The organism is Nitrogeniibacter aestuarii (assembly GCF_017309585.1).
Lineage (GTDB): Bacteria > Pseudomonadota > Gammaproteobacteria > Burkholderiales > Rhodocyclaceae > Nitrogeniibacter > Nitrogeniibacter aestuarii.
On sequence record NZ_CP071321.1, the window covers coordinates 3,478,939 to 3,495,451 of the forward strand.

Consider the following 16,513-nt stretch of genomic DNA (forward strand, 5'->3'; position numbering starts at 1 on the left):
CCAAGGAGACACAGACGTGCATTCCGACACCATGGCCACCCATCCGGTGATACCGCGCATCGAAGACTTCGACACGCGCTCGGGCACCCTGGCTGAGCGCCTGCTATTCAACAACCGCCTGATCGTCGTCGTGCTGTGCCTGGTGGCGACCGTGGTTCTCGGTCTGCAGGCCACCCGGATCGAGCTCAACGCGAGCTTCGAGAAGATGATCCCCACCAGCCACCCCTTCATCGCCAACTTCCTGGAGCACCGCTCCGAGCTGGCGGGTCTGGGCAACGCCCTGCGCATTGCGGTCGAAGCGCGGGACGGCACGATCTTCGACAAGACCTATCTGGACACCCTCGCCAAGATCAACGACGAAGTCTATCTGCTGCCCGGCGTCGATCGCCCCTACATGAAATCCCTGTGGACCCCCGCCACACGTTGGATTGCGGTGACCGAAGAGGGGCTCGACGGCGGCACCGTGATCCCGGAAGACTACGACGGCTCGGACGACAGCCTGCGCCAGGTGCAGGCCAACGTGCAGCGCTCCGGCGAGATCGGCCAGCTGGTGGCGGGCAACTTCAAGTCATCGATCATCTTCGTGCCCCTGCTCGACAAGGACCCCAAGACCGGTGACGACCTGGACTACGCCGACTTCGCCCGCCAGCTGGAGAACATCCGCAGCAAATACCAGAACGAGCACATCGCCATTCACATCACCGGCTTCGCCAAGATCGTGGGCGACCTCATCGACGGGCTCAAGCAGGTGCTGTGGTTCTTCGTGCTCGCCGTGGGCATCGTCACCGCGGTGCTCTACTTCTACACCCGCTGCGTGCGCAGCACCCTGCTGGTGATGGGCTGCTCGCTGGTGGCGGTGTTGTGGCAGTTCGGCCTGTTGCACCTGTTCGGCTACGCGCTCGACCCCTACTCCATCCTGGTGCCCTTCCTGGTCTTCGCCATCGGCGTCTCCCACGGCGCGCAGAAGATGAACGGCATCATGCAGGACATCGGCCGCGGCACCCACCGCGCGGTCGCCGCGCGCTACACCTTCCGCCGCCTGTTCCTGGCCGGGCTCACCGCCTTGCTGGCCGACGCCGTCGGCTTTGCGGTGCTGACCATCATCGACATCCAGGTCATCCAGGATCTGGCCGCCATTGCCAGCATCGGGGTCGCGGTGCTGATCTTCACCAACCTGCTGTTGCTCCCCATCCTGCTCTCCTACACCGGCGTATCGCCAGTGGCAGCGCAGCGCAGCCTGCGGGCCGAGAAAGCAGGCATCGAGTCGACGTCGAAACTGTGGGCCTTCTTCGGCCTGTTCACCCAGCGTCGCTGGGCAGTGATCGCCATCTGCACCGGCCTGGCCATGGGCGTGGGCGGCTACCTGACCAGTCTCAGGCTTCAGGTGGGCGATCTCGACCCTGGGGCGCCCGAACTGCGGCCGGACTCGCGCTACAACAAGGATTCGGCCTTTATGGTGAACAACTACGCCGCCAGCGCCGACATCTTCGTGGTCATGGTGAAAACCCCTGAAGACCAATGCACCCGCTACGACGTGCTGTCGTCGGTGCGCGATCTGGGTCGCCAGCTGGAGCAGCTGCCGGGCGTCGAGTCGGTCAACTCCATGGCCAACCTGTCGCGCTTCGCCATGGTCGGCTACAACGAGGGCAACTTCAAATGGCTGGAGCTGATCCCCAACAACGCCGCCCTGGGCGCGGTGCAGACCCGCGCGCCGCGCGAGCTGTTCAACCAGGGCTGCTCACTGCTGTCGCTGTACGTGTATCTGAAGGATCACAAGGCGGATACCCTGACTGGCGTGGTCGAGGTTGCCCAGGCCTATGCACAGACCCACAGCACCGCGCAGGCGCAGTTCATGCTCGCGGCGGGCAGCGCGGGGATCGAGGCGGCCACCAATATCGTGGTGAAGAAAGCCATGCACGACATGCTCTACTGGGTGTATGGCGCGGTGATCATCCTGTGTTTCGTGACCTTCCGTTCCTGGCGCGCCGTGGTGGCGGCCATCCTGCCGCTGGTACTCACCTCCGTGCTGTGCGAAGCGCTGATGGTCTGGCTGGGCATGGGCGTGAAAGTCGCCACCCTGCCGGTGATCGCGCTGGGTGTCGGCATCGGCGTGGATTACGCGCTGTATGTGCTGTCGGTACTGCTCGCCGGCCAGCGCAACGGCCTGCCCCTCAACGAGGCCTACCACCGCGCGCTGACCTTCACCGGCCGCGTGGTGTTGCTCACCGGCGTGACGCTGGCGGCCGCAGTCGCCACCTGGGCCTTCTCGCCCATCAAGTTCCAGGCCGACATGGGCATTCTGCTGGCCTTCATGTTCGTGTGGAACATGTTCGGCGCGCTCATCTTCCTGCCCGCGCTCGCCCACTTCCTGCTCAAGCACAAGGCCGCCGCGCCCGAGGCCGCGCAGGAAGCCCCCGCCGACATGCATCCGGACACCATCACCCAAGACAAGCCAGGGAGCCACCATGCTCGATATTCAGCTCCGGAAACTGCTTGAACATGGCCGCGAGAGCGGCGTGCCCGACATGGCCGATGTCCCCATGCCGGCCGCGCGCGAGATCTACACGGCGCTGCTCACCGCCACGGATCTTCCGGTTGCCGATGTGGACATCGACGACCACCGCATCGACGGCCCCGGCGGCGCCCTGCCCCTGCGCCTCTACCGTCCGCGTGGCCGGTCCGGCCGCCGAGGGGCCGCCCTGTATCTGCATGGGGGCGGATTCTGTGTCGGTCGCCCGCAGGACTATGACGGCCTGTGCAGCCAGCTGTGCCTGGAGGCTGACTGCATCGTCGTGCAGGTGGACTATCGCCTCGCCCCCGAGCACCCCTTTCCCGCCGCGATCGACGACGCCTGGGCGGCGCTCCAGTGGCTGAGCCAGCACGCTGAGAGCATCGGTGCCGATACCGGGCGGCTGATCGTCGCCGGCGACAGCGCCGGGGCCAATCTGGCCGCCGTCATGGCCCTGATGGCCCGCGACCGGGGCGGCCCGGCCCTGCGTCAGCAGACACTCGTGTATCCGGTGGTCACCGCGGCGCCGGGTCAGTTCGACTCCTACCGCACCCACGGCGAGGGCTACACGCTGACCACCCGGCTCATGGCCCGGTTCAACGACGCGTATCTGGGCGACGCCCAGGTGCCGGCCGATTGGCGCGCCGCCCCGCTGATGGCCGACACGCACAGCGGCTTGCCACCGGCGCTCGTCCAGGTCGCGGGCTTTGACCCGCTGCATGACGAAGGCCTTGCCTACGCCGAGGCGCTGGCCGATGCGGGCACGCCGGTCTCGCTGGTCACCTATCCCGGTCTGGCCCACGGCTTCATCAGCATGGGCGGCGCCGTCACCGCGGCGCGACTGGCCGTGAGTCAGGTCGCCAGCGCGTGGCGCGAAGCATTCGCCGCGCCACCCGATCCGACGCCGGCATAAGCCCGGACATTCGCGCCCTGCACGCCGCTGGCGTGCCCACTCAACAGACAGAAAGAAGAAGGAACGCCATGGTCAAGGTCCTCGCTGCGGTTGCCCGCGAACATCACGCCCCGCTGCGTCTCGAGTCCCTTCAGCTCGACGCGCCGCGCGAATCCGAAATTCTCGTGCGGGTGGTGGCCACTGGCGTGTGCCACACCGACATCGTCGTGCGTGACGGCATGCTGCCCACCCCACTGCCTGCCGTGCTCGGACACGAAGGCGCCGGCATCGTCGAGCAGGTGGGCAGCAAGGTCACCAAGGTCGCGGTGGGCGATCACGTGGTGATGAGCTTCAATTCCTGCGGCCAGTGCCCCAGTTGCGAGGACGATGCGCCCAGCTACTGCCACGAGTTCTTCCCGCGCAATTTCCTCGCGGACAGGCCGGACGGCACCTCCGCATTGCGTGGCGACGACGGTCTCGTCCACAGCAATTTCTTCGGTCAGTCGTCCTTTGCCACCCATGCCGTGTGTCACCATGCCAATGTGGTCAAGGTGCCCAAGGATGCGCCGCTCACGCTGCTCGGGCCCCTGGCCTGTGGCGTCCAGACGGGCGCAGGCGCAGTATTCGACACACTCAAGGTGCAGGCCGGCCAGACCATTGCCGTGTTCGGCTGCGGTTCGGTCGGCCTGTCGGCGGTGATGGCGGCCAAGGTGGCCGGCGCCCGGCAGATCATCGCCGTGGACACCAATGATGCGCGTCTGGATTTTGCCCGGAGCGTCGGTGCCACGCTCACGATCAACCCCGCGAACACACCAGCGACCAACGCCATTCTTGCCGAGACCGGCTATGGCGTCGATCACGCCCTCGACACCACCGGAATTGCCGCAGTGATCCGCAATGCCGTTGAAAGCCTTGCCCCGCGCGGCACCTGCGGCATGATCGGTGCCGCCGGCCCGGGCGCCGAAGTCGTGCTCGACGAGGTGCACTTCCTCAGCGGCGGGCGTCGCCTGGTGGGCATTGTCGAGGGCGGGTCGATTCCCGATCAGCTCATTCCCAAGCTCATCGCCTTGAACGCTGAAGGCCGGTTTCCCTTCGAGCGCATGGTGACCTTCTATCCCTTCGCCGACATCAATACCGCCATCAGCGACTCGGAAACCGGCGTGTGCATCAAACCGGTGCTGCTCATGCCTGAGCGCTGATCCCGGCGCCCGGAGTCCGTCATGCCCCGTCAAACCCGTGTCGTTCGCTTCTCCCGGATCGGGGGTCCCGAGGTGCTGAGCTTCGTGCGCGAAACGCTCGCCCCGCCGGCGTCGGGCGACGTCCAGTTGCGCATCGAAGCGATCGGCCTGAACCGCGCAGAAGCGGCGTTTCGCGCGGATCAGTACATCGAATCACCCTCACTGCCCGCCCGTATCGGCTACGAAGCGACCGGTATCATCGAAGCGGTCGGCCCTGGCGTCGGCGACTTCAGGGCCGGCGATGCCGTCTGTGTGCTACCGATGTTCTCCATGAACCGCTACGGGGTGTACGCGCAGCACGCCAACGTGCCGGCAGCCGCGCTTGTTCACCGTCCCGACGGTCTTGATGCGCTGGACGCGGCGGCACTCTGGATGGCCCACATGACGGCCTGGGGCGCACTGGTCGACATTGCCGGCCTCTGCGCGGGCGACACCGTGCTGATCACGGCAGCCTCGAGCAGCGTGGGCCTTGCCGCCATCCAGATCGCACGCGCGGTGGGCGCCCGCCCGGTTGCCATGACCCGCGATGCGGGCAAGCGCGAAGCGCTGCTCGCGCATGGCGCGGAAACGGTGGTGATCAGCGGCGCGGCGGACTGCGCACAGGCTCTTCGAGCCGCCACCGGCGACGGCGTCCGACTGGTCTTCGACCCGGTCGCCGGTCCGGCCATCACGCCCCTGGCCGACGCGCTTGCGCCGGGTGGCCTGCTGCTGGTGTACGGCAATCTCGGCGGACAGGCCGAGCACACGCCCTTCCCGTTCTACGCCGCGGTCGGCAAAGGGTTGTCCATGCGCGGCTATCTGGTCTTCGAAATCCTGCGCGACCCCGAGCGTTGTGCACGCGGGCGCAGGTTCATCGAGCACCAACTGCGCACCGGTACCCTGTCGCCGGTCATCGACCGGGTGTTCGACTTCGATGACATCGTGAACGCCCACCGCTACCTGGAATCCAATCAGCAGATTGGCAAGGTCGTCGTCCGTGTCAATGGCTGAGCGCTCCCGACAGCGCCCACGGCGGGTGGGCTGCGTCTCAGACGTCCGGGGCGAGCAGCACCCGCAGCATGGCACGCAAGTCTTCGCGCAGTGCCGCTGCGCGATCGGCGGAACAGGCGGACAGCATCTGCGATTCGATGGTCGACACACAGCGATTGCCGGCGTCGAGCATGGCCTCGCCCTCGGCGGTCAGACCGATGCGGATGATGCGCCCATGCGTGGGGTCCGGGTCGCGGGTCATCCAGCCCCGGGCGGTCATGGCCTTCACCATCTCGTTGGCCGCCTGCGGCGAGATCATGGCGCGCTCCGCCAGCTGGGCGTTGGACAGGCTCTCGCGTTTCAGGAAGGACAAGGCCGTGTATTGCGCAACGCTCAGCCCGACCTCGGCCAGGGCGTCGCGCATGCGCCGCGTCATGGCGTGATGGGTCCGTCCCAACAGGTAGGCCAGACCGGTGGGCGACTGCTCGTTGACCGTCTCGTTTTTTTTCGTGTTCATGGATTGATCGATCGTTCGGTTTCGTCTAATCTTATATCAAGTTACTTGATACTACCCTGACAATTAGGAGACAAGCACATGTCGCATTATGAAGGCCGTTGGCAAACCGTGAAGGTCGCGGTCGAAGACAACATTGCCTGGGTGACGCTCAATCGCCCGGAGAAGCGCAACGCCATGAGTCCGACGCTCAATCGGGAAATGATCGATGTGCTCGAAACGCTCGAGCTCGACGATGAGGCGGGCGTGCTCGTCCTGACCGGCGCTGGCGAGGCCTGGACCGCCGGCATGGACCTCAAGGAATACTTCCGCGAGACCGACGGCAAATCGGAAATCATGCAGGAGCGCATGCGCCGCGATTGCTCCCAGTGGCAGTGGCGCCTGTTGCGCTTCTACTCGAAACCCACCATCGCCATGGTCAATGGCTGGTGCTTCGGCGGCGCGTTCTCCCCGCTGGTGGCCTGCGATCTGGCCATCTGTGCCGACGAGGCCGTGTTCGGTCTGTCCGAGATCAACTGGGGTATCCCGCCGGGCAACCTGGTCAGCAAGGCCGTGGCTGACACCATGGGCCACCGCCAGGCGCTGTACTACGTGATGACCGGAGACACCTGGACCGGCACCGAAGCCGCCCGGATGGGGCTGGTCAACAAGAGCGTGCCGCTGGCCGAGCTGCGCAATGAAGTCGAGGCACTCGCCCGCAAGCTGCTCGAAAAGAACCCCGTGGTGCTGCGCTTCGCCAAGCACGGCTTCAAGCGCTGTCGCGAACTGACCTGGGAGCAGAACGAGGACTATCTGTACGCCAAGGTCGATCAGTCCAACGGCCGCGATCCGGAGCAGGGCCGCGCCCAGGGGCTCAAGCAGTTCCTCGACGACAAGACCATCAAGCCGGGTCTGCAGACCTACAAACGCAATACGTGAATAGACCGGGCCGGGCGGATGACGGTCCGCCCCGGCGCGCAACCGCCACAGAGCGGCGCGCCCCCCCCAAGGAGGAGACAAGATGTTCGACACCCCGCGACTGATCAACGGCCGGACACGGTCCGCCATCGACAACGGCGCTTTCGACCGCCAACACCCTGTCGGCAACGACATCGCCATCCGCGCCGCCGTGGCCCGTGGAGGCGCGGAGCCCGTCGCGGTCGACGCCTTTACCGAATCGCGCCGGGCGAGCGTCCGGCGCGGACCGCGTCACCACCGGATCTGAGGCGGAGAGGAACCATGCAGCTTGCAAGCATCGATGCCGAAGGCGTGCGTTATCGTGCCGTCGCCATTGGCAACCCCCGTGTCGACATCTCGCGCTGCGCCGACGGCGCCTGGCTTCTGCAGCCGGGAGAAGCGCTGGAGGCCTACCCGACCCGACTCACCGACCGTCTCGTCGAAGGTGCCGGGAAACACCCCGACCGCACGCTGGTCGCGCAGCGCGGGCCCGACGGCGAATGGGTGCGCATCAGCTACGCACAGATGCTCGAGCGTGCCCGCGCCGTCGGCCAGGCGTTGCTGCAGCGGGGCTTGAGCGTCGAGCGTCCGGTGATGATTCTGTCGGGCAACGACCTTGATCATCTGACCCTGGCCCTGGCGGCGCTCCATGTGGGCATCCCCCACTGTTCGGTGAGCCCCGGCGCATCCCTGCTCTCCAGGGATTTCAACAAGCTGCGCCACATGGTCGACCTGCTCACACCGGGGCTGGTGTACGCCACCGAGGGCGACCTGTATGCCCCGGCCATCGCCGCCACCGTGCCCGCGGACGTGGAAGTGGTCACCGGCAACGGGCAACTCGGCGGGCGCACGGTGACCGCCTTCGCCCAACTGCTCGACACCACCCCGACGCACGTGGATGCCGCCCACGAGGCGGTCGGGCCCGACGCGATCGCCAAGTTCCTGTTCACCTCGGGGTCGACGAGCATGCCCAAGGCGGTGATCACCACCGAGCGGATGCTGTGCGCCAACCAGCAGATGCTGCTGCAGACCTTTCCGTGTTTCGCCGACACGCCGCCGGTGCTGCTCGACTGGCTGCCGTGGAATCACACCTTCGGCGGCAGTCACAACGTGGGCATCGTGCTCTACAACGGCGGCACCCTGTACATCAATGACGGCAAGCCGACCCCGGCCGGGTTCGTGAACACCCTGCGCAACCTGCGCGAGATCGCGCCCACGGTGTATCTGGACGTCCCCAAGGGCTGGGAGATGCTGGGGGATGCGCTGGAAGCCGACCCGGCGCTGCGCGAGATCTTCTACTCTAAGATGCAGCTGTTCTTCTTTGCCGGCGCAGGACTGTCGCAGGCGGCCTGGGACAAGCTCGACCGGGTGTCCGAAGCCCATTGCGGCGAGCGCATCCGGGTGATGACCGGCCTGGGCATGACCGAGACCTCCCCCTCGTCCATGTTCTCCACCGGCCCGCTCATCGGCGCGGGCTATGTGGGGTTGCCGGCGCCCGGCTGTATCGCGCGTATGGTGCCGGTGAACGGCAAGCTCGAAGCACGCTTTGCCGGGCCCCATGTCACCCCCGGCTACTGGCGCCAACCCGAAGTCACCCGCGCGGCCTTCGACGACGAAGGCTATTACTGCACGGGTGACGCGCTGGCCTTTGCCGACCCGGATCGCCCGGACCTAGGCATGATCTTCGATGGACGCATCGCCGAGAACTTCAAGCTCAGCTCGGGCACCTTCGTGCACGTCGGCCCGCTGCGCGCGCGCATCATCGCCGCCGGGGCCCCCTGCGTGCAGGACGCGGTCATCACCGGCATCAACCGCGACGAGATCGGCGCGCTGATCTTTCCCCGACTGGAACACTGCGCCGCCCTGGCCGGCTTGCCGGACGATGCGCCCATCAGCGACGTGCTGGCCACGCCCGCCGTACGGGCCTTCTTCCAGCACCTGCTCGATCGCATCAATGCCGATGCCACCGGGTCGGCCAGCCGCATTGAATACATGCTGGTGCTCGACACCCCGCCTTCGGTGGACCGCCACGAAGTCACCGACAAGGGCTCGATCAACCAGCGGGCCGTGCTGGCCAACCGCGCCGCGCTGATCGAAGCCATGTATGCCGGCGAGGCGGCGGGCATGCTCACGCGCAAACCCAGAGCATGAATCTCGACCAACTCGTCGCCATCGACGTTCACACCCATGCCGAAGTCTCGTGCCGATGCGAGCCCGACGACTATGGAAAGGCCTTCGACGAGGCCGCTGAACGCTACTTCAAGTTTGCTCACCGGCCGACGATTCCCGAGACCATCGCGTACTACCGCGAACGCCGGATCGGGCTGGTCATGTTCACCGTCGACGCCGAATTCGAAACCGGCCGTCGGCGCATTCCGAACGAAGAGGTCGCCGAGGCCGCGCTGGAGAACAGCGACATGATGATCGCCTTCGCCAGCATCGACCCCCACAAGGGCAAGATGGGGCTGCGCGAGGCACGGCACCTGATCGAGTCGTACAAGGTCGGTGGCTTCAAGTTTCACCCCACGCTTCAGGGCTTCTACCCCAACGACCCGATGGCCTATCCCCTGTATGAACTGATCGCCGAGTACAAGCTGCCGGCCATCTTCCACAGCGGCCATTCGGGCATCGGCACGGGCATGCGAGGCGGTGGCGGGCTGCGGCTGAAGTACTCCAACCCCATCCACCTGGACGACGTGGCCGCCGACTTTCCGGACATGAAGGTGATCATCGCCCATCCCTCCTGGCCCTGGCAGGACGAAGCCCTGTCGGTGTGCCTGCACAAGCCCAATGTGTACATCGACCTGTCTGGCTGGTCGCCGAAGTACTTCCCGCCCCAACTGGTCCGCTACGCCAACACGCAGCTCCAGCACAAGATGCTCTTCGGTTCGGACTTTCCCCTGATCACGCCCGAGCGCTGGATGACGGATTTCGAGCAGGCGGGCTTCCGCTCCGAAATGAAGCCGCTGATCTTCAAGGACAACGCCGCCCGCATGCTCGGCCTGACCGGCTGAGCCAGGCAGCACATTGCGCTTGATTGGATGAACTCGCCGGGCGCTTGCACTTGGCGACGGTCTGGACAGTCACGCAGAATTGGCATCACCCAAATTCCATTTCAGACGTGCGGCCGTATCCGACATGTTCGGCGATGCGTTGTATGGGCGATGCGGCCAGGAGAGGTTTTGTGATTCGCCTTGACGTGCATGCAAGGATTTGCGCGCTCGGCGAGCGTCAATCGCTCAAGCGGCTGGAGAGACTGTGATGGGAGATTTCGCGTCGCAGGCGGCCTCACGACCACAAGGACTGCAATTACTGGCACAATCCGGAACCCGACATCCGCCGCACCTGCTGGAATGCCAGGATCGCGAAAGCGGGTCAACTCGTCAGGACTTGGGGAACCCCAAGCGCATCGGGTCCAGCTGGCGCTGGTGCCGGGAGAGGGACTCGAACCCTCACGTCCTTTCGAACGGCGGATTTTGAATCCGCTGCGTCTACCGATTCCGCCACCCCGGCTGGCGTAGCCGCGCATTATCGCCAAAACACGACTGCACTTCAAGCGCATGACACTGACCCTCGACGAATTCGACTACACATTGCCCGAGCGCCTGATCGCGCAAGCGCCCCTGCCCGAACGCAGCGCCAGCCGCATGCTGGTGGTCGACGGCGCCCGCTTGCGTGATGAACACATCACCGACCTGCCCTCACACCTGAGCGACAAGGATCTGCTGGTGCTCAACGACACCCGCGTGATCCACGCCCGCCTGTTCGGCCAGAAGGCCACCGGTGGGCAGGTCGAGGTCCTGATCGAACGCCCGGTGGGCGAGCACGAGGCCATCGCCCAGGTGCGCGCCAGCAAGTCCCCCAAGCCGGGGATGACGCTGCGCCTGGCAGAGGCCTTCGAGGTGGAAGTGCTGGGCCGCGAAGGCGATTTCTTTCACCTGCGCTTCCCCGCTGACCGCAGCGTGGTCGACTATGCCGAAACCTACGGCGCCCTGCCCCTGCCCCCATACATCGACCGGAGCGCGGCCGAGGCGGACGAAACCCGTTACCAGACCGTATTTGCCCAACACCCAGGGTCCGTCGCTGCCCCCACGGCCGGCTTGCACTTTGACGATGCCCTGCTCGATCGTCTGCGCGCACAGGGCGTCCAGACGGCCACCGTGACCCTGCACGTGGGCGCCGGTACATACCAGCCCGTTCGCGTGCAGAACCTGGCAGAACACAGGATGCACCGGGAGCGTTATCTCATACCGCCTGAAACCGTCGAGGCCATCAACGCCACCCGCGCCCGCGGTGGTCGCGTGGTGGCGGTGGGCACGACCAGCCTGCGCGCACTTGAATCTGCTGCGGCAGACGGCACCCTCAGGGCCGGCGCGGCAGAGACGGAACTGTTCATCACCCCGGGGTATGCGTTCCACGTGGTTGACGCCTTACTGACCAACTTTCACCTTCCGAAGTCCACCCTGTTGATGCTGGTGTCGGCATTCGCCGGCATGGCGCCGATTCGCGCGGCCTACCAGCATGCCGTCGCGCAGGAGTACCGCTTCTTCAGCTATGGCGACGCGATGTTCCTTGCACGGAGAGCCTCATGAGCCTGAACTTTGAACTGCTGGGCACCGATGGCGCCGCCCGTCGGGGCCGCATGACCCTCAACCACGGCGTCGTCGAGACGCCGGTCTTCATGCCGGTCGGCACCTACGGCACGGTCAAGGCCATGACGCCTCAGGCCTTGCGCGACATCGGCGCCCAGATCTGCCTGGGCAACACCTTTCACCTGTGGTTGCGCCCCGGGCTGGATGTGATCGAGAAATTCGGCGGGCTGCATCGCTTCATGGCCTGGGACAAACCCATTCTGACCGACTCGGGCGGCTTCCAGGTCTTCAGCTTGGGCGCCTTGCGCAAGATCTCGGAAGAAGGCGCCAAGTTCGCTTCCCCGATCGACGGCTCGAAGCTCTTCCTGACGCCGGAAGAATCCATGCGCATCCAGCGCGTGCTCAATTCCGACATCGCCATGATTTTCGACGAGTGCACGCCCTACCCGGCCACCGTCGACGAGGCTGCAGCGTCGATGAAGTTGTCGCTGCGCTGGGCGAAGCGCTCGCGAGACGCCTTCGACACACAGGAAAATCCGAACGCCCTGTTCGGTATCGTTCAGGGCGGCATGTACGAAAACCTGCGCGACGAATCGCTGGCCGGGCTACTCGATATCGGCTTTCACGGCTACGCCATTGGCGGGTTGTCGGTCGGCGAGCCGAAAGACGACATGCGCCGCATCCTGGCGCACACCGCACCTCGACTGCCGCAAGACAAGCCCCGCTACCTCATGGGCGTGGGCACGCCGGAAGATCTGGTGGCCTCGGTGAGCGCCGGCATCGACATGTTCGACTGCGTCATGCCCACCCGCAACGCCCGCAACGGCTGGCTGTTCACCCGTTTTGGCGATCTCAAGATCAAGAACGCAGTCCATCGCCACGACGAATCGCCGCTTGATGAGCGCTGCACCTGCTACACCTGCCAGCATTTTTCCCGCGCCTATCTGCACCACCTGCATCGGGCGGGCGAAATTCTCGGCCCCATGCTCAATACGGTTCATAACCTGCACTACTACCAGGTCTTGATGGCCGAGATGCGCGAGGCGATTGCATCCGGCCAGTTCGACAGTTTCCGCCAACGCTTCGCCGACGATCGGGCACGCGGCGCGAACGTGTGATTTTCAGGCAACTGATATACTCACGGCCTTTCAAAGACAACCAGAACCGGAGTCCAACGTGCTGATTTCGAACGCCTATGCTCAGGCCGCCGACGCGGCTGCCGATCCCACCGGCGGCTTCCTGGGCCTGCTGCCCATGATCCTGATGTTTGCGGTGCTGTACTTCATCATGATTCGCCCGCAAATGAAGCGTGCCAAAGAGCACAAGTCGATGGTCGAGGCGCTCTCGAAGGGCGACGAGGTGATCTTTGCAGGCGTGATCGGCCGCGTGGTCTCGGTGGGTGACACCTATGCCGAGGTCGAAGTGGCTGACAACACGGTGCTCAAGATCCAGAAGCAGGCCGTCGCCAACGTCCTGCCCAAGGGCACCATCAAGAGCATCTAAAACAACAAGACATATTCGCGGGCGGCCTGGCCGCCCGTGCCATATCTGACGTTCTCAGAACGCCCGCTCAGGCGCATCCGACATGAACCGCTACCCCCTCTGGAAAAACCTGATGATCATCGTCGTACTGATCATCGGCTTTCTTTACACCCTGCCAAACTTCTTCGGTGAGGTGCCGGCCGTCCAGGTCTCGAGTGCCAAAACCACCATCAAGATCGACGGCAGCACAAAAGCACGCATCGAGCGCATCCTGGCTGACGCTGGCATCGCCAGCACCGGCGTCTTCAGCGACCCGAACAGCATACGCGTCCGCTTCCAGAATCCGGACATCCAGCTCAAAGCCAAGGACGCCATCGAACAGGCGCTGAACCCGGACCCGGAAAACGCGGGCTACGTGGTGGCGCTGAACCTGGTGTCCGCTTCGCCGGCGTGGCTCACCTCCATCAACGCGCTGCCCATGTATCTGGGTCTCGACCTGCGCGGTGGCGTGCACTTCCTGCTCGAAGTCGATATGGACGCCGCGCTGACCAAGCGGATGGACGCCGTCGCGGGCGACATGCGCACGCTCATGCGTGACGAGCGCATCCGTCACCGCGGCATCCGCCGGGTGGGCAACACGGTTGAAGTGCGCTTCCAGGACGCCGAGCAGCGCGCGGCGGCACGCGAGGTCATCGCCGCCAACCTGCGCGATCTGCAACTCGACGATCGCGACGACAGTGACACCCCGCGCCTGATCGGCTCGCTCACCATTCAGGCCGCTCAGGAACTGCAGAAAACGGCGGTTCAGCAAAACATCATCACCCTCAACAACCGGGTCAATGAACTGGGCGTCGCTGAACCGGTGATCCAGCAGCAAGGCATCGACCGCATCGTGGTGCAACTGCCCGGTGTGCAGGATGTGGCCAAGGCCAAGGAACTGATCGGGCGCACCGCCACGCTCGAGATCCGGATGGTCGATCAGGACGCCAACGCCTCTGGCGTGGCCGGCTTCGGCACCGAATCCTTCCCCGAGCGCCAGGACGATGGCTCAACGACCCCGGTGATCGTCAAGAAAGACGTCGTGCTCACGGGTGACCGCATCACCAGCGCCAGTGCCGGTTTTGACCAGAACCAGCGTCCCTCGGTGTCGGTGAACCTCGACGCCGCAGGCGGCCGGATCATGAAGTACGTGACGCGCGAGAACCTCGGCAAGCCGATGGCCATCATCCTGTTCGAAAAGGGCAAGGGTGAAGCAATCTCCGTCGCCACAATTCAGGGCGAGTTCTCAGACCGCTTCCAGATCACCGGCAACTTCACGCCGACCGAAACCAACGACCTGGCCATCCTGCTGCGCTCGGGCGCGCTGGCCGCGCCGATGGAAATCATCGAAGAGCGCACCGTCGGCCCCAGCCTGGGTGCCGAGAACATCGAAAAAGGCTTCAATTCCACCCTGTGGGGCTTCGTGGCCATTGCCGTGTTCATGATCGCCTACTACATGATCTTCGGTCTGGTGTCGGTGCTGGCCCTGTCGGCCAACCTGCTGCTGCTCGTGGCCCTGCTCTCGGTACTGCAGGCCACGCTCACACTGCCGGGCATTGCGGCCATCGCGCTGACCCTCGGTATGGCGATCGACGCCAACGTGCTGATCAATGAGCGGATTCGCGAAGAGCTGCGCAATGGTTCATCGCCCCAGGCGGCGATCTCCGCAGGCTACGACCGCGCGTTCGACACCATTCTCGATTCCAACATCACCACGTTGATCGCGGGTGTGGCATTGCTGGTGTTCGGCTCCGGTCCGGTGCGCGGCTTCGCCGTGGTGCATTGCCTGGGCATTCTGACCTCCATGTTCAGTGCGATTTTGGTTTCGCGCATGCTGACCAACTTCATCTACGGTCGCCGCCGCAAGATCGACGCCCTGTCCATTGGCCAGGTCTGGAAACCGAACAACTAAGATCACGTGCCGGTCGCCCCACGCGACCGGCCTCAAGGAAAACGCATCATGGAATTTTTCCGAATCAAGAACGACATCCCGTTCATGAAGCACGCGTTGATCTTCAACGTGATTTCGTTCCTCACTTTCGTCCTTGCCGTCGTCTTCCTGGTCACGCGCGGGCTGAACCTCAGCGTGGAGTTCACCGGCGGCACGCTGATGGAACTCAACTACACGCAGTCGGCCCCTTTGCAACAGATTCGCGAGACGCTGGCCAAGGACGGCTACGCGGACGCCCAGGTACAGAACTTTGGCAGCTCGCGCGACGTGCTCATCCGCCTGCCGAGCAAGGAAGGCGCCGACACCAACCAGATCTCCAGCGTTGTCCTGACCTCGCTCAAGGCCATCGAGGGTGATGAGCCGAGCCTGCGCCGGGTCGAATTCGTCGGCCCTCAGGTCGGCGACGAACTGGCCGCCGACGGTGGCATGGCACTGTTGCTGGTGATCATCGGCATCATGATCTACCTGGCCTTGCGCTTCGAATGGCGCTTTTCGGTCGCCGCGATCATCGCCAACCTGCACGACGTGATCATCATCCTGGGCTTTTTCGCCTTCTTCCAGTGGGAGTTCTCACTGGCCGTGCTGGCGGCCGTGCTGGCCGTGCTCGGCTACTCGGTGAACGAATCGGTGGTGGTGTTCGACCGGGTTCGCGAAACCTTCAAGAAAAAACGCGGCATGGATACCCCCTCGGTGCTGAACCACGCCATCACCAGCACCATCTCACGGACGGTCATCACCCATGGCAGTACTCAGGTGATGGTGCTCTCCATGCTCATCTTCGGTGGTGAAACGCTGTACTACTTCTCCCTGGCACTGACCATCGGCATCTGCTTCGGCATTTACTCATCAGTCCTGGTGGCCAGCCCGATCGTGATGTGGCTGGGCGTATCACGCGAACAGTTCATACAGCCGCCCAAGCAGAAAGAAGAAGCTGTCGTCTGAACGACGCCACATCACTACAGGGGGAGAGGGAACACATGCAGATCAATTTTTATGGTCTTACCTTTTATCTTGGCCTGATCGGCCTGTCGATCTGGATGCTGTCCCGTGCCTGGCGCATCGGCAAGCGCAACCGTCTTGATCTGGTGGCCAACTGGAGCGGCAAGCAACTGCACGACCCGGAACGCTACAAGCCGCTGCTGGTGACCGTGAACCTGATTGGTGGCATCGCGGCCCTGGCCATTGCCGCACTGGTGCTGGTGGTCGGTCTGCCCTTCAAGATCTGGGCATCACTGGCCGCCCTCATCTTCTGGACCTATCTCTTCGCTTACATGTTCATCGGCTTCTCGAGCAAGAAAGCCGCACTACTGGAGGAAAAAGAACGAGAGGCTGCCAAGCAGGCCAAATAGAAAAGCCGGCACCAGCCGGCTTTTTTCATGCTGGGCACGATT

Annotated in this window: 15 protein-coding genes and 1 tRNA gene; 14 read left to right on the forward strand and 2 right to left on the reverse strand. The window is 64.5% G+C overall.

Annotated features, from left to right (window positions below):
- The first annotated feature begins 31 nt into the window (after positions 1-31).
- The 4 genes from J0W34_RS16200 (at position 32) to J0W34_RS16215 (ending at position 5,629) form a co-directional block, all read left to right on the forward strand.
- Entirely contained in the window at positions 32-2,497 is a 2,466-nt protein-coding gene (locus J0W34_RS16200; RefSeq protein WP_230971691.1) for an efflux RND transporter permease subunit, read from the forward strand.
- Complete coding sequence (locus J0W34_RS16205; RefSeq protein WP_230969475.1) at positions 2,466-3,422, forward strand: alpha/beta hydrolase; 957 nt, start codon at positions 2,466-2,468, stop codon at positions 3,420-3,422. Before J0W34_RS16200 ends, J0W34_RS16205 begins: the two co-directional genes overlap by 32 nt.
- A gap of 68 nt (positions 3,423-3,490) precedes the next feature.
- Positions 3,491-4,600 carry an NAD(P)-dependent alcohol dehydrogenase gene (locus J0W34_RS16210; protein WP_230969476.1) on the forward strand — a complete coding sequence of 370 codons (1,110 nt, stop codon included), beginning with the start codon at positions 3,491-3,493 and terminating at the stop codon, positions 4,598-4,600.
- Between the two features lie 21 nt (positions 4,601-4,621).
- Complete coding sequence (locus J0W34_RS16215) at positions 4,622-5,629, forward strand: zinc-dependent alcohol dehydrogenase family protein (RefSeq protein ID WP_230969477.1); 1,008 nt, start codon at positions 4,622-4,624, stop codon at positions 5,627-5,629.
- A gap of 37 nt (positions 5,630-5,666) precedes the next feature.
- On the opposite strand, the gene J0W34_RS16220 is transcribed toward J0W34_RS16215, so the two are convergent.
- Positions 5,667-6,125, reverse strand: coding sequence for a MarR family winged helix-turn-helix transcriptional regulator (locus J0W34_RS16220; protein ID WP_227816412.1), 459 nt, complete (start codon positions 6,123-6,125; stop codon positions 5,667-5,669).
- A 78-nt stretch (positions 6,126-6,203) separates the two neighbouring features.
- Between J0W34_RS16220 and J0W34_RS16225 the strand changes: the two genes are divergently transcribed.
- The 4 genes from J0W34_RS16225 (at position 6,204) to J0W34_RS16240 (ending at position 10,072) form a co-directional block, all read left to right on the forward strand.
- Entirely contained in the window at positions 6,204-7,040 is an 837-nt protein-coding gene (locus J0W34_RS16225; RefSeq protein WP_230969478.1) for a p-hydroxycinnamoyl CoA hydratase/lyase, read from the forward strand.
- Between the two features lie 82 nt (positions 7,041-7,122).
- Positions 7,123-7,326 carry a hypothetical protein gene (locus tag J0W34_RS16230; protein ID WP_230969479.1) on the forward strand — a complete coding sequence of 68 codons (204 nt, stop codon included), beginning with the start codon at positions 7,123-7,125 and terminating at the stop codon, positions 7,324-7,326.
- 14 nt (positions 7,327-7,340) lie between these two features.
- Positions 7,341-9,209, forward strand: coding sequence for a feruloyl-CoA synthase (locus J0W34_RS16235; RefSeq protein WP_230969480.1), 1,869 nt, complete (start codon positions 7,341-7,343; stop codon positions 9,207-9,209).
- Positions 9,206-10,072 carry an amidohydrolase family protein gene (locus J0W34_RS16240; RefSeq protein WP_230969481.1) on the forward strand — a complete coding sequence of 289 codons (867 nt, stop codon included), beginning with the start codon at positions 9,206-9,208 and terminating at the stop codon, positions 10,070-10,072. The genes J0W34_RS16235 and J0W34_RS16240 overlap by 4 nt, the downstream gene beginning before the upstream one ends.
- A 412-nt stretch (positions 10,073-10,484) precedes the next feature.
- On the opposite strand, the gene J0W34_RS16245 is transcribed toward J0W34_RS16240, so the two are convergent.
- Positions 10,485-10,571, reverse strand: a tRNA-Leu gene (locus J0W34_RS16245).
- Positions 10,572-10,618: 47 nt separating this feature from the next.
- Here J0W34_RS16245 and queA point away from each other — a divergent pair.
- The 6 genes from queA (at position 10,619) to J0W34_RS16275 (ending at position 16,471) form a co-directional block, all read left to right on the forward strand.
- Positions 10,619-11,650, forward strand: a complete 1,032-nt coding sequence (queA, locus tag J0W34_RS16250) for a tRNA preQ1(34) S-adenosylmethionine ribosyltransferase-isomerase QueA (RefSeq protein ID WP_230969482.1) — start codon at positions 10,619-10,621, stop codon at positions 11,648-11,650.
- A 2-nt stretch (positions 11,651-11,652) separates the two neighbouring features.
- The gene (gene tgt, locus J0W34_RS16255) at positions 11,653-12,768 is read left to right on the forward strand and encodes a tRNA guanosine(34) transglycosylase Tgt (protein WP_230971692.1); all 1,116 of its coding nucleotides are present in this window, start codon (positions 11,653-11,655) and stop codon (positions 12,766-12,768) included.
- A 58-nt stretch (positions 12,769-12,826) separates the two neighbouring features.
- Positions 12,827-13,153, forward strand: a complete 327-nt coding sequence (yajC, locus tag J0W34_RS16260; protein WP_227816406.1) for a preprotein translocase subunit YajC — start codon at positions 12,827-12,829, stop codon at positions 13,151-13,153.
- Positions 13,154-13,235: 82 nt separating this feature from the next.
- The gene (gene secD, locus J0W34_RS16265; RefSeq protein WP_230969483.1) at positions 13,236-15,083 is read left to right on the forward strand and encodes a protein translocase subunit SecD; all 1,848 of its coding nucleotides are present in this window, start codon (positions 13,236-13,238) and stop codon (positions 15,081-15,083) included.
- 48 nt (positions 15,084-15,131) lie between these two features.
- Positions 15,132-16,064 carry a protein translocase subunit SecF gene (gene secF / locus J0W34_RS16270; RefSeq protein ID WP_227816404.1) on the forward strand — a complete coding sequence of 311 codons (933 nt, stop codon included), beginning with the start codon at positions 15,132-15,134 and terminating at the stop codon, positions 16,062-16,064.
- 35 nt (positions 16,065-16,099) lie between these two features.
- Positions 16,100-16,471, forward strand: coding sequence for a hypothetical protein (locus J0W34_RS16275; RefSeq protein ID WP_230969484.1), 372 nt, complete (start codon positions 16,100-16,102; stop codon positions 16,469-16,471).
- Positions 16,472-16,513 lie beyond the last annotated feature (42 nt).

What these genes read in the sequence shown, in the direction of transcription:
- J0W34_RS16200 (WP_230971691.1), top strand. Translation starts at nt 32, where the DNA reads ATGGCCACCCATCCGGTGATACCGCGCATCGAAGACTTCGACACGCGC.
- J0W34_RS16205 (WP_230969475.1), top strand. Translation starts at nt 2,466, where the DNA reads ATGCTCGATATTCAGCTCCGGAAACTGCTTGAACATGGCCGCGAGAGC.
- J0W34_RS16210 (WP_230969476.1), top strand. Translation starts at nt 3,491, where the DNA reads ATGGTCAAGGTCCTCGCTGCGGTTGCCCGCGAACATCACGCCCCGCTG.
- J0W34_RS16215 (WP_230969477.1), top strand. Translation starts at nt 4,622, where the DNA reads ATGCCCCGTCAAACCCGTGTCGTTCGCTTCTCCCGGATCGGGGGTCCC.
- J0W34_RS16220 (WP_227816412.1), bottom strand. Translation starts at nt 6,125, where the DNA reads ATGAACACGAAAAAAAACGAGACGGTCAACGAGCAGTCGCCCACCGGT.
- J0W34_RS16225 (WP_230969478.1), top strand. Translation starts at nt 6,204, where the DNA reads ATGTCGCATTATGAAGGCCGTTGGCAAACCGTGAAGGTCGCGGTCGAA.
- J0W34_RS16230 (WP_230969479.1), top strand. Translation starts at nt 7,123, where the DNA reads ATGTTCGACACCCCGCGACTGATCAACGGCCGGACACGGTCCGCCATC.
- J0W34_RS16235 (WP_230969480.1), top strand. Translation starts at nt 7,341, where the DNA reads ATGCAGCTTGCAAGCATCGATGCCGAAGGCGTGCGTTATCGTGCCGTC.
- J0W34_RS16240 (WP_230969481.1), top strand. Translation starts at nt 9,206, where the DNA reads ATGAATCTCGACCAACTCGTCGCCATCGACGTTCACACCCATGCCGAA.
- queA (WP_230969482.1), top strand. Translation starts at nt 10,619, where the DNA reads ATGACACTGACCCTCGACGAATTCGACTACACATTGCCCGAGCGCCTG.
- secD (WP_230969483.1), top strand. Translation starts at nt 13,236, where the DNA reads ATGAACCGCTACCCCCTCTGGAAAAACCTGATGATCATCGTCGTACTG.
- secF (WP_227816404.1), top strand. Translation starts at nt 15,132, where the DNA reads ATGGAATTTTTCCGAATCAAGAACGACATCCCGTTCATGAAGCACGCG.
- J0W34_RS16275 (WP_230969484.1), top strand. Translation starts at nt 16,100, where the DNA reads ATGCAGATCAATTTTTATGGTCTTACCTTTTATCTTGGCCTGATCGGC.